A 12,232-nucleotide genomic window follows, 5' to 3' on the forward strand; every position below is an offset into this window, starting at 1 on the left:
GGGGCGCCCCCGGTGCGGGAGGCGGCCCCGTTCGCGTGTCGGACCGCGTCTAGCTCGCGAAGTCCAGCAGCTGCTGGGCGCGGCTGGGGTGGCGCAGCTTGGACAGCGACTGCTTCTCCAGCTGCCGGATGCGCTCGCGGGTCAGCCCGAGGTGCTTGCCGATCTCGTCCAGGGTGCGCGGGCGGCCGTCCATCAGCCCGAACCGCAGGGACATGATGGTCGCCTCGCGCGGCTCCAGGTCGGAGAGCGCGTTGCGCAGCTGGTCGGCCATGAGCTGGCGGTCGACCACCTCGGAGGCCTCCGAGGCGTCGATGTCCTCGATGAGGTCGCCGATACGGGTCTCGCCGTCCTCGCCGATGGTCGAGTCGAGGCTGATCGGCTGGCGGGTGACCCGCAGCAGCTCCTCGATCTGGGCCGGGGTCTTGTCCAGCTCCAGGGCCAGTTCCTCGGGGGTGGGCTCGCGGCCCAGCGCCTGGTGCATGTCGCGCTCCAGCCGGCTCACCTTGCTGAGGAGCTCCAGGACGTGCACGGGAAGGCGGATGGTGCGGGCGGAGTCGGCGAAGCCGCGCTGGATGGCCTGGCGGATCCACCACATGGCGTAGGTGGAGAACTTGAAGCCCTTGCTGTAGTCGAACTTCTCCACAGCGCGGATCAGGCCGAGGTTGCCCTCCTGGACCACGTCCAGCAGCGACATCCCCCGGTCGCTGTACTTCTTGGCCACCGACACCACCAGGCGCAGGTTGGCCTCCAGCATGTGGGACTTGGCCTTGCGGCCGTCCTCGGCCACCCACTCCAGCTCGTCGACCTCGGCCTCGGACATCGGGACGGAGCCGTCGACGTCGCCGTGCAGGCCCAGCCGGTACTCGGCGTAGAGCCCGGCCTCGACGCGCTTGGCCAGGTCGACCTCCTGCTCCGCGGTGAGGAGCTGGCGGCGGCCGATGGCCTTGAGGTAGGTGTGGACCGAGTCGCCCATGGCGGGCGACTGGTCGTCGAGGTCGGCCTCACCGGTCTCCGGATCGGTCGTGGCCTGGGTGGTCTCGGTCTTCTTGGTGCGCCGCGTGGTGCGGGCCTTCCTCCGGGTGGCGGGGCCCTTGCGCGCCCCTGCCTTGCCGGATGCGGCCTTGGGTGCCTCGTCGGTGTCGGGCACCGTGGCGATGAGAGTGTTTTCCAGCACGTCGTCCTCGGCGTCAGGATCGGACACCAGCGCGGAGTCGTCGCCCCCGTTGGCGAGCCGGACCCCGTTCTCGGTGAGTTCACGCAGGATGGATCGGCCGTCTCCGGAGGAGACCCCGGCCGCGGTGAAAGCGGTACGCAGTTCGGAGAGGGACAGGTGTCCCTGGGCGCGTCCGCGGGTGATCAGGTCGGCCAGGGCCGCGTCGGCGGCCGCGTCCTCGTTCTGAGCGGGGCCGTCGGGGGCCTCGGCGGTGTGTGCCGAAGCGGCTAGGGCAGTGCTCGTCATCTGGGCACCTCCCTCCCTTCCAAGACGTATGGCACGTGGCGGAGGGTTCCCGCCGACTGGACGCGCCAATATGTCCAACGTGTCGGGGAGTCAAATGTTCCCTGTCTCGATTGGATATCGTCGAGAGTGGTACAGATCACTGGGTGGAGAGTGGCGAAGCGTGTGCGCGAGCGGGTAAAGGAGCCCGCTCGGGTGCGGCCGCGCCCCGGCCCGGTTGCCCGGCCGGGCCGCGAGGAGGGCGCAGGGACACGAACGGGTGGACCGATGGCTGGCGCCAACTGCGGACCTCCTTGGGAGAGGGGCCGAAGGGACCGGATACTCAGGTAGACGCGGGGGACCTCCGGGAAGTTCCCCGCCATCCGGGCCCGGCTGTCGTCGGCCGTGGCGGCACCGCCGGCGGACGGCGCCGACGACCCCCAGGTCAGCGCCCCTCTCCGCGGAGCGGAGCGCGGTACCCGGCGGGCCCAGGGTCCCACGCGTGCGGAGTGCGGCGGTAACGGCGGGGCGGGCGGGCCCCGGTCGGGCCCCGGTCTCAGGAGGCGGCGCCCCGCAGCGCCACCAGGTCCGGCTTGCCCGAGGCCAGCATCGGCAGGGACCCGCGCAGGTCCAGCTCCCGCGGCGCCGCGTAGGAGGGCAGGCGCTCGCGCACCCACGCGCGCAGCTGCTCCAGCGTCGGGGGCGCGTCCGGGTCTGCGGGCACCACCACCGCGCTCACCCGCTCGCCCCACTCCGGGTCGGGGCGGCCCACGACCACCGACTCGGCCACCGCCGGGTGCTCCATCAGCAGGGCGTTGACCTGGCCGGGCACCACCTTGTGGCCGCCGGTGTTGACGACCTCGTCCATACGGCCCAGCACGGTCAGGCGGCCGTCCGCGTCCAGGCGGCCCAGGTCGTTGGTGCGCAGCCAGAGCCGCCCGTCGCCGTCGGCGGCCGGCGCTCCCGGATCGTCGGGGCTGCCCGGGGGCAGCCGGTACCCGCTCAGGAGCACCGGCCCCGACAGCAGGATCCGCCCGGGCCCGCCGGGGGCCTCGGCGTCGATCCGCACCCGGACGCCGTCCAGGGGGACGCCGTCGTAGACGCATCCGCCGCAGGTCTCGCTCATGCCGTAGGTGGTCGCCACCCGCGCACCCGCCGCGCGGGCCGCCCCGACCAGCGCGGGTTCGGCGGCGGCCCCGCCGAGCAGGACCGACCCGAACAGGGAGGGGTCCACCCCGGCGGCCATGAGCCGCCGCAGCTGCGTGGGGACCAGGGACACGTGCGGCCGCAGCCGCTCGGCGGCCTCCCGCACCGTGTCCACGTCGAAGGGGGCGTGCACCGCCCGGGTCCCCGTCACGAGGGCGCGCATCATCACCTGGATGCCGGAGATGTGTCCGGCGGGCAGCACGCACAGCCACGGATCGCCCGGGAGGGCGCCGATCCGCGCGACCGAGGCGCGGGCGGAGGAGCGCAGGGCCTCCGCGGACAGCTCCACCCCCTTGGGAGCGCCGGTGGAGCCCGACGTGGTGACGACCAGGGCGGTGTCGGCGCCCGCCGGCGCGGAGCCCCCGAGCGCGGTCACGCCGTCCGGGCCGCGCAGGGAGGAGGGCCGCATCGCGGCGAGCAGGTCGCGCACCCGCGCGTCGGGGGTGCCCGCGGGGACGGGCAGCAGGGCGGGGCCCTCGCCGTCCAGGGCGCGGGCGAGCAGGTCCCCGAACCGCTCCGGCGCCAGTCCGAGGACGGCCTGGAGGGGGCGGCCCTCCTCGGACGGGGGGACCTCGACCTGGGTTTCGACCTGATTCTCGCGTGCCACGCCCGCCAGGGTACGCCCGTCCGCCGCCACCGCGCCCGCGGGCTCCGCGCACCCCGGGCCGGGGCCCCGCGCCCCGGGCGGCGACCGGGGGCGGGGCACCCCGGGGCACCGGGTGGCCGGGTGCGTGCCTGTTCGTCCCGGCTCGCCTGGCAGAATGCGTAGGGTTGACGCTTGGACGCGGCCGACGAAGGCGCGTCCGCGTCGTCCCCAGTGTCCCCGTGAGGAGAAGTAGTAGCCGTGAGCAGCGTGATCGACTGGCAGCGGTCGGGCGAGTATTCCGACATCATCTACGAGACCGCGGAGGGCATCGCCAAGATCACGATCAACCGCCCGGAGCGGCACAACGCCTTCCGGCCCCAGACCCTGTTCGAGCTCCAGCAGGCGTTCAACATCGCCCGCGACGACTCCGGGGTCGGCGTGATCATCTTCACCGGCGCCGGCGACCAGGCGTTCTGCTCCGGCGGCGACCAGAAGATCCGCGGCGACGACGGGTACATCGGCGACGACGCCGTGGCCCGCCAGGGCATCGGCCGGCTCAACGTCCTCGACCTGCAGGTGCAGATCCGCCGCCTGCCCAAGCCCGTCATCTGCATGGTCGCGGGCTGGTCCATCGGCGGCGGCAACGTCCTCCAGGTCTGCTGCGACCTGACCATCGCCGCCGACAACGCCAAGTTCGGCCAGACCGGCCCCAAGGTCGGCTCGTTCGACGGCGGTTACGGTTCCTGGCTGCTCGCCGAGACCGTCGGCCTGAAGAAGGCCCGCGAGATCTGGTACCTGTGCCGCCAGTACAGCGCGCAGGAGGCGCTGGACATGGGCATGATCAACACCGTGGTCCCGCTGGAGGACCTGGAGAAGGAGACCGTCGCCTGGGCGCGCGAGCTCCTGGAGAAGTCCCCCCTGGCGCTGCGCATGCTCAAGGGCGCCATCAACGCGGTCAGCGACGGCGCCGCCGGGATGCAGCAGTTCGCCGGTGACGCCACGATGCTCTACTACATGAGCGAGGAGGCCCAGGAGGGCCGGGACGCGTTCAAGGAGAAGCGGCGTCCGGAGTTCGACAAGTTCCCGCGCCGCCCGTGACGCCCCCCGTCGGGCCCGGCCCGGAGGGCGCCCCCGCCGGGGGGCGCGCCTTCGCGGTCGGCCTGCGCGACCGCTTCCGCGGCGTCACCGTCCGGGAGGGGATGCTCGTGCGCGGGCCCTCCGGCTGGGGCGAGTTCTCGCCCTTCGCCGAGTACGGTCCGCGCGAGTCCTCCCGCTGGTGGGCGGCCTGTCACGAGGCCGCCTTCCTCGGTTGGCCCGAACCGGTCCGCGACCGGGTGCCGGTCAACGTGACGGTTCCCGCGCTGGGCCCGGAGCGGGCCCGCGCGATCGTCGCCGCGGGCGGTTGTGCGACCGCCAAGGTCAAGGTCGCGGAGAGGGGGCAGGACCCGGCGCAGGACCTGGCCCGCGTCGAGGCCGTCCGCGACGCCCTCGGCCCCTCCGGGAAGGTGCGCGTGGATGCCAACGGCGGCTGGGACGTGGACACCGCGGTGCGCATGGTCCGGGCCCTGGACCGGTTCGGCCTGGAGTACGTCGAACAGCCGTGTGCGACCCTGGAGGAGCTGGCCGAGGTGCGCCGCCGCGTCGACGTCCCGGTGGCCGCCGACGAGTCGATCCGCCGGGCCGAGGACCCCCTCAGGGTCAGGGCCGCGGGCGCGGCCGACATCGTGGTCCTCAAGGTCCAGCCCCTGGGCGGGGTGCGGGCCGCGCTGCGGGTCGCCGAGGCGTGCGGGCTTCCCGTGGTGGTCTCCAGCGCCGTGGAGACCTCCGTCGGGCTCGCGGCCGGGGTGGCCCTGGCCGCGGCGCTGCCGGACCTGCCCCACGCGTGCGGGCTCGCCACCGGGCAGATGCTCACCGCCGACGTCACCGCGGACCCGCTGCTGCCCCTGGACGGGTTCCTGCCGGTCCGGCCGGTGGCGGTGGACGAGGAGAGCCTGCGCGCGGTGGAGGTGGACCCCGCCGGATGGCGTGCCCGGGCCGAGGCGGCCCGCGCCGCGGCGGACGAGGTCTTCGGAACCGGCTAGCCCCGGCCCGGCGGACCGGCGCCGACGCGTCGGGCAGCGGCGCGCCCGGCGCGGATGTGCCGGGAACAACAGCGGGATTCGTTCGACCTCCGCCCCGGGTGGGGGTTGACTGGAGGGGACGAGTCCACGCGGCGATACTTGGTACACCTTGAGACGATCGAGAGAGTTGATGAATCCGTCTACCGCCCTGGCGCGGGTCCTCGTCGACGAGCTGGCCCGAGGCGGCCTGGTCGAGGCCGTGGTCGCGCCGGGGTCGCGCTCGACACCGCTCGCCCTGGCCCTCGTCGCCCACCCCGAGATCCGCGTCCACGTGCGCGTCGACGAGCGCTCCGCCTCGTTCCTGGCACTCGGCCTGGCCCGCGCGTCCCGGCGCCCGGTGGCGGTGGTGTGCACCTCCGGCACGGCGGCCGCCAACCTCCACCCGGCCGTGATGGAGGCCGACGAGAGCGCGGTGCCCCTGCTGGTGCTGACCGCCGACCGGCCTCCGGAGCTGAGGGGCACCGGGGCCAACCAGACGGTGGACCAGATCGGCCTGTACGGCGGCGCCGTGCGCATGTTCGCCGAGGTGGGCACCCCCGACCCGGTGCCGGGGATGGTCGCCTACTGGCGCTCCCTGGCCTGCCGCGCCTGGGGTGCGGCGGTGGGGGGCAGACCCGGGCCGGTCCACCTCAACGTGGCCTTCCGCGACCCCCTGACCCCCGACGACTCCGCCGACGCGTGGCCCGAGCCCCTGGAGGGGCGCCCGGACCGCCGGCCGTGGATCAACCGCCCCGGACCGCCCTCCCGGCCCGAACCCTTCGTCCTGCCCGCCGCGGAGCGCGGCGTGATCGTGTGCGGCGACGGCGACTACGACCCGGTGCCGTTCCTGGCGCTGGCCGAGCTGACCGGGTGGCCGCTCCTGGCCGAGCCCACCTCCAACGCGCGCAGGGGGGACGCCGTCTCCACCTACCGCCAGCTCCTGGCCTCGCCCCTCTTCGTCTCCGGGCAGGCCCCGGAACTGGTGGTGAGCGTGGGGCGCCCGAACCTGTCCCGCCAGATCCTGGCGTTCCTGCGCAGGGCCGATCGGCACGTCGCGGTGACCGCCGGAGCGGTGGGCGACCCCGCGGGAAGCCTGGCCAACGCGTTCTCCGACCCGGCCCGCACCGCCACCGACGTGGTCGCGGCGGTCGCGCCGCCGGCGGGTCTGGACCCGGCCTCCCCGCCGCGCACGGCGTGGTCCGAGAGGTGGCGGCTCGCCGAGGCCGCCGCGCGCGGCGCGCTGGACGCGGTCCTGGACGGGGACGAGGTGCTGAGCGAGCCCAGGCTCGCCCGCGACCTGGCCTCCCACCTGTCAGCGGGCTCGCTGCTGTTCGCCGGGTCGAGCATGCCCATCCGCGACCTGGACGCCACCATGCGGGCGCGCTGCGGCGTGCGCCTGGTCGGCAACCGGGGCGTGAGCGGGATCGACGGCACCGTGTCCACCGCCGTGGGGGCCGCGCTCGCCCACCAGGGCGCGGACGGCGGCCAGGCCTACGCGCTGCTGGGCGACCTGGCGCTGCTGCACGACCAGAACGGTCTGATCATCGGCCCGGGGGAGCCCCGGCCCGACCTGGCCGTCGTGGTGGTCAACAACGACGGGGGCGGGATCTTCTCCGGCCTGGAGCAGGCGGGGCACCCCGACTTCGAGCGGGTCTTCGGCACGCCGCACGGGGTGTCGATGGAGCGTGTGGCGGCCGTGGCCGACCTGCCCTACACGCGGCTGGAGTGGGCCACCGACCTGCCCAAGGCGCTCCTGGGGGAGGGCCTGCGGGTCATCGAGGTGTGCACGAAGAGACCGGAGAGCGCCGCGCTGCGCCGCAGGCTGCAGTCGGCGGTGGACGCGGCGGTCGAAGCGGCCCTGTGAGGACCTGCCGGAGCCGTCGCACGCGACCGGCGCCGGCCGTGCGGGCGCGACCGTGACACGGGCCCCGTCCCGCGGCCCCTCCGGGGCAGGGACGGCCGCGGTGCGATCGCGGAGGGGGCGTCGCCGGAGCCCTCGCGGGCACCGTCCGGACCACGGTCCACAGCGACGCCGACCGGGAGCCCGCCCCGGCGTCCGGGGCCGGACCGATGTCGGACCGGATCATCAGGTCTGTCGGCAGGGCCCGCCACCGCGTCCGGGCCCGTGACCCGGACACGTGCGGGGACGGTGCTCCGGGCCGGAAGGCGCCGACCGGCTCCACGGCCGCCCGCGTGCGTCGGCACGGCGCCGATCGCGCCCCCGGTGGACAGGGCGGTCGGCCGGAACCGCGACGGGTCCGGTGCGCACGCCCCGTGCGGGCGGGGTTCAGTCCCGCCCGAGCTCGGTGCAGACACAGGCCCTGTTCCCGTCGGGGTCGGCCAGCACGACGAAGGCCGGTGCGCGGCTGTCGTCGACGACGCGTCCGCCTGCGGCGACCGCTGCGGCGATCCGCCGGTCGGCGGCTTCCGGGGGGACGGTGACGTCGAGGTGGAAGCGCTGCCGGCCGGGTGCGGTCGAGCCGGTCGCCTGGAACCACAGCGGCGGGAGTCCTCCCGCCGGGTCGACCACGCTGCCGTCCGCCCCGCATCCGCCGAGAACGGCCGACCAGAACGGCAGCACCGCCTCCGGCGCAGGCGTGTCCAGGGCCAGTTCCAGCACCTGTACCCGGTCCGGTCGCGCGGACAGCCCCCGGTCGGACGCGAGCGCGCTGATGCGCTCGGCCAACCGGACATCCTGTGCGGTCACGCCGCCGGCGTCTTGGCCGCGCAGGGCGAGCTGGACGTGCCCCGCCCGCAGGTCGGCGTCGGGCGGACGGTCGGCCTCCTGGGCGAGTCGTCCCACGGCGGCGACGAACGCGGCCCCCGCTCCGAACGAGGCGGTCTCGAACCGGGCGCGCAACGCTCCCAGCAGCCATCGCCAGTCGGCCGGACCGGCCCGGTGGACCCCGGGGCGGGTGGTCTGCTCTGCCATGTTCCGACGATAGGCCACGGCTCCGACACCGCGCCGCCCACGGCGCCGGGGAGCGGACCCGCCCCGCGGCGGCACGCCCCGGCCGCGCCGACCGGCGGGGCCGGGACGCCCCCGCCCGGCCCGCCGCCCTCCCACCTGCGCCTATCCTGTGGGCCATGGCCGAACACGCGAGGCCACCGTTGAGCGGCGACCTCGCCCAGCGCGTGGTCGACCTGATCGCCCCGACGATCAGCCACAACATCAACGTGATGGACGAGCACGGCACCATCATCGCCTGCCTGGACCCCGACCGGCGCGGCACCCTCCACCGCGGCGCCCAGAGGGTGATCGCCGAGGGGCGCGGGGTGCTCGTCACGTCCCCCGAGCCGGGCACCTCCGACCGGCCCGGGGCCAACGAGCCCCTGGTGGTGGACGGTGAGCTGCGCGGTGTGGTCGGGGTGACGGGGGACCCGCACGAGGTCGCGCCGCTGGCCCGGGTCGTCGCGCTGACCGTCCAGCTCCTCCTCGCCCAGGAGTACGAGCAGGACGCGGTCACCCGGCGCCACACCGAGGCCCGCGACCTCATCGCCGCCCTCAGCTCGGGCACCGCCCGCCCTGCGGCGGCCCGGGCCCGGCTGGCCGCCGCCGGGCTCGCCCCGCCCTGGTCGCTGGCCCTGTGGGCGGCCGCCGCCCCGCGCCCGGACGGCTCCGCCGCCCCTCCTGGCCTGGCCGAGACGGCCGTGGTCCGCATCAACGCCGACGCCGGGCACCGGGCCGCCGTCCTGCACGGGGCCCTCTGGCTGGTCGGTTCCGGTGCCGCCCCCGCGCCGCGCGCCCCGGGCCTGCCGCCCGAGAGCCGCCACACCGCCACCGCGCCCACCGACGATGTCGGCGTCCTGCTCGCCCACGCGGAGGAGGCGCGCGCCCTGTGCCGCTACGCCGGGCTGATCCCCGCCGCGGCGAGCGGCGTGCCGTGGTCGCGGACGATCGCCGTGGCCGTCGCCCACCTGCCCCCGCGCACCCTGGAGAACCTGGCGGGAAGGGTCGCGGAGCTCAACGGCGCGCTGCGCCGCACGGTCGTGGCGGTGGCCTCGACGACCTCGATGCAGGCCGCGGCGGACTCGGTGTACGTCCACCGCAACACCCTGCTCCAGCGGGTGGAGCGGATCCGGTCCGTGACGGGTCTGGACATCCGCCGGGCCGACCACCTGACCACGCTCCAGATGGCCCTGTACGCGTGTGATGCTCTGGGCGAATCGCACACAGGGTTCACATAAAGTCCCAGGAAGACTGGGCGAATCACCGTCGAAACGCACCGGTGATGTGCTTAGGCTCTCCTGCATGTCCACAGCGTTTCGCACACATGACGAGGCATCCCCCCTCCGCGTCGCCATCATCCCGGACTCCTTCAAGGGGAGTGCCGGGGCGGTGGACGTGGCTGCGGCGATGGCCCGGGGCGTCCAGGACGCCTTCGACGAGCAGGGCACGCCGGTGGCGGTCCGGACCCTGCCCTTCGCCGACGGCGGCGAGGGCACCCTCGACGCCCTGCTCGGCGCCTGGGGCACGACCGCGCTGACCGCGGACACCACCGACGCCCTCGGCAGGCCCGTCCGGGCCAGGTACGGGCTCTCCCCCGACCACCTGACAGGCGTCATCGAGGCCGCCGAGGCCAACGGGCTGCCCGCGGTCTCCGACGTCCCCCTCCGGCCGCTGACCGCGACCACCCGGGGCATCGGTCCCCTGGTGTCGTCGCTGCTGGACGCGGGTGTGGAGGAGATCCTCCTGTGCATCGGCGGCTCCGCCACCACCGACGGGGGCACCGGCCTCCTCGCCGCGCTGGGGGCGCGCTTCCTCGACGCGGACGGCTCCGAGCTCCCCGACGGGGGAGGGGCCCTCACCGGCCTGGACCGCGTCGACCTCGACGGGCTCGACCCCCGCGCCCGCCGCGTGCGCTGGCGCATCGCCTGCGACGTCACCAACCCCCTGCTCGGCGACGAGGGCGCGGCCGCCGTCTTCGGCCCGCAGAAGGGCGCCTCCCCCGAGGACGTGCGAACCCTGGACGCCGGACTGCGCCGCCTGGCCGACGTGCTCGCCGAGGCCTCCGGGACCGACGTCCGCGACCTCCCCGGGATGGGGGCCGCCGGCGGCCTGCCCGCGGGGCTGACCGCGCTCATGGGCGCCGAGGTCGTCCCCGGCTCCCGCATGGTCGCCGACGTCCTGGGCGCCGAGGAGCTCCTCTCCCGGGCCGACCTCGTCCTCACCGGGGAGGGGTCCTTCGACGGCCAGTCCCTGGCCGGGAAGGTCGTCGACGCGGTGCGCCGCCTCACCCCCGCCGACCGCCCCGTCGTGGTGATCGCCGGCAGGGTCGCGGTCTCCGCCGAGGAGCTCCGCCGCTCGGGCATCACCGCCGCCTTCTCCATCGCGCGGGGCCCGGGCTCCCTGGAACAGATGCAGGACGAGGCGATCCCCGGCATCACCTGGGCCGCCTACAACTGCTGCCGGCTCCTCGCGAACAGCTTCACCCGACCCGTACATCCCTAAGGAAAACCGCACGTGACCGCGCTCCTGATCCTCATCGTCCTCGTGGCGGGCATCGTGCTCGCCACAGCGCGCTGGAAGGTCAACCCCTTCCTCGCGCTCATGGGCGCCGCCATCCTCGGCGCCTTCGCCTTCCGCCTTCCGCTCGGCGAGATCGTCACCACCGTGACGACGGCCTTCGGAAGCACCCTGGGCAACATCGGCCTGGTGATCCTCTTCGGCACCATGATCGGTGTGATCCTGGAGCGCTCCGGCGCCGCCATCTCCATGGCCGAGGCGCTGATCCGGGTGATCGGGACCCGGTTCCCGAACCTGACGATGACGCTGATCGGCTACATCGTCTCCATCCCCGTGTTCTGCGACTCGGGGTACGTGGTCCTCAACTCGCTGCGCAAGGCGATCACCCTGCGCACCGGCGTGTCCTCGCTCGCCACCGCCATCGCGCTCATGACCGGCCTGTACGCCACGCACACGCTGGTGCCGCCGACCCCGGGCCCGCTCGCCGCCGCCGAGAACATCGGCATCGCCGACAACCTGGGGCTGGTCATCGCCTTCGGCCTGCCGGTCTCGGCCGTGGCCGCGCTCGCGGGGCTGGCCTACGCGACCGTGTTCTCCCGCCGCGACTTCACGCCGCTGCCCGCCGAGAGCGACGACGACATCTCCACGCAGACCTACGAGGAGCTGCGCGAGAGCTACGGCCGCCTGCCCAACGCCTTCGCCGCGTTCCTGCCGATCCTGCTGCCGCTGGCGCTCATCTGCACCTCCTCGGTGGTCAACCTCCCCGGCCGGCCGATCGGCGAGGGGACCGCCTTCGACGTCCTCACGTTCCTGGGCACCCCGGTCATCGCGCTCGTCATCGGCCTCCTGGCCGCGACGACCCTCCTGCGCGGCTCGGGCAAGCTGACCCGGTTCAACGAGCAGATGCACGAGTCGATCCGCGTCGCCGCACCGATCCTGCTCATCACCGGCGCGGGCGCCTCCTTCGGCGCCGTGCTGGCGGCCTCCCCGCTGACCGGCTTCCTGTCCGAGAACCTGGCCGGACTCGGCATCGGCCTGGCCGTGCCGTTCCTGATCGCCGCGGCGCTCAAGACCGCCCAGGGCTCGTCCACCGTGTCGATCGTGAGCACCTCCGCGCTGATCGCGCCGATGCTCGGCTCGCTCGGGCTCGCCTCCCCCGAGGGGATGGTCCTGACCGTGCTCGCCGTGGGTGCGGGCGCGATGGTGGTCTCGCACGCCAACGACTCCTACTTCTGGGTGGTCTCCCAGCTCAGCCGCATCCCGGTGGCGACGGCCTACCGCACCCTCACGGTGGCGACCGCCGTCGAGGGCGTCGCCGCCTTCGCCGCGATCCAGGTGCTGGCCCTCTTCCTGCTGTGACCCGCCGCGGCGTGCCCCGGCCCGTACGGCCGGCGGCGCGCCTCTCCGCGTCGCGTCCGCCCCCGCCGGGACCCCGGCGG

Annotated in this window: 9 protein-coding genes; 6 read left to right on the top strand and 3 right to left on the bottom strand. The window is 74.9% G+C overall.

Going from position 1 to position 12,232, the window contains the following annotated elements:
• Positions 1-49 precede the first annotated feature (49 nt).
• Both ACWGL3_RS26350 and ACWGL3_RS26355 read right to left on the bottom strand, forming a co-directional pair.
• Positions 50-1,459 carry a sigma-70 family RNA polymerase sigma factor gene (locus tag ACWGL3_RS26350; RefSeq protein ID WP_267949430.1) on the bottom strand — a complete coding sequence of 470 codons (1,410 nt, stop codon included), beginning with the start codon at positions 1,457-1,459 and terminating at the stop codon, positions 50-52.
• Between the two features lie 532 nt (positions 1,460-1,991).
• Positions 1,992-3,248, bottom strand: coding sequence for an AMP-binding protein (locus ACWGL3_RS26355; protein ID WP_431061498.1), 1,257 nt, complete (start codon positions 3,246-3,248; stop codon positions 1,992-1,994).
• A gap of 237 nt (positions 3,249-3,485) precedes the next feature.
• Here ACWGL3_RS26355 and menB point away from each other — a divergent pair, with 237 nt between their 5' ends.
• The 3 genes from menB (at position 3,486) to menD (ending at position 7,190) form a co-directional block, all read left to right on the top strand.
• Positions 3,486-4,325, top strand: coding sequence for a 1,4-dihydroxy-2-naphthoyl-CoA synthase (menB, locus tag ACWGL3_RS26360; protein ID WP_267949431.1), 840 nt, complete (start codon positions 3,486-3,488; stop codon positions 4,323-4,325).
• Complete coding sequence (locus ACWGL3_RS26365) at positions 4,322-5,308, top strand: o-succinylbenzoate synthase (RefSeq protein WP_267949432.1); 987 nt, start codon at positions 4,322-4,324, stop codon at positions 5,306-5,308. The genes menB and ACWGL3_RS26365 overlap by 4 nt, the downstream gene beginning before the upstream one ends.
• Before the next feature lie 169 nt (positions 5,309-5,477).
• The gene (gene menD / locus ACWGL3_RS26370; RefSeq protein ID WP_452461917.1) at positions 5,478-7,190 is read left to right on the top strand and encodes a 2-succinyl-5-enolpyruvyl-6-hydroxy-3-cyclohexene-1-carboxylic-acid synthase; all 1,713 of its coding nucleotides are present in this window, start codon (positions 5,478-5,480) and stop codon (positions 7,188-7,190) included.
• Positions 7,191-7,613: 423 nt separating this feature from the next.
• Here the strand turns inward: menD and ACWGL3_RS26375 are convergent, their stop codons facing one another.
• On the bottom strand, positions 7,614-8,258 hold the full coding sequence (locus ACWGL3_RS26375) for a VOC family protein (RefSeq protein ID WP_267949434.1): 645 nt from the start codon (positions 8,256-8,258) through the stop codon (positions 7,614-7,616).
• A gap of 155 nt (positions 8,259-8,413) precedes the next feature.
• On the opposite strand from ACWGL3_RS26375, the gene ACWGL3_RS26380 reads away from it, so the two are divergent.
• The 3 genes from ACWGL3_RS26380 to ACWGL3_RS26390 all read left to right on the top strand — a co-directional run bounded on the left by ACWGL3_RS26380 (position 8,414) and on the right by ACWGL3_RS26390 (position 12,152).
• Positions 8,414-9,514, top strand: coding sequence for a CdaR family transcriptional regulator (locus ACWGL3_RS26380; protein WP_267949435.1), 1,101 nt, complete (start codon positions 8,414-8,416; stop codon positions 9,512-9,514).
• Between the two features lie 64 nt (positions 9,515-9,578).
• Positions 9,579-10,778: a glycerate kinase gene (locus tag ACWGL3_RS26385; protein WP_267949436.1), complete on the top strand. Its 1,200-nt coding sequence runs from the start codon at positions 9,579-9,581 to the stop codon at positions 10,776-10,778.
• Between the two features lie 12 nt (positions 10,779-10,790).
• The gene (locus ACWGL3_RS26390; protein WP_267949437.1) at positions 10,791-12,152 is read left to right on the top strand and encodes a GntP family permease; all 1,362 of its coding nucleotides are present in this window, start codon (positions 10,791-10,793) and stop codon (positions 12,150-12,152) included.
• The last annotated feature ends 80 nt before the right edge of the window (positions 12,153-12,232 follow it).

Source organism: Nocardiopsis sp. NPDC055824, assembly GCF_053616335.1.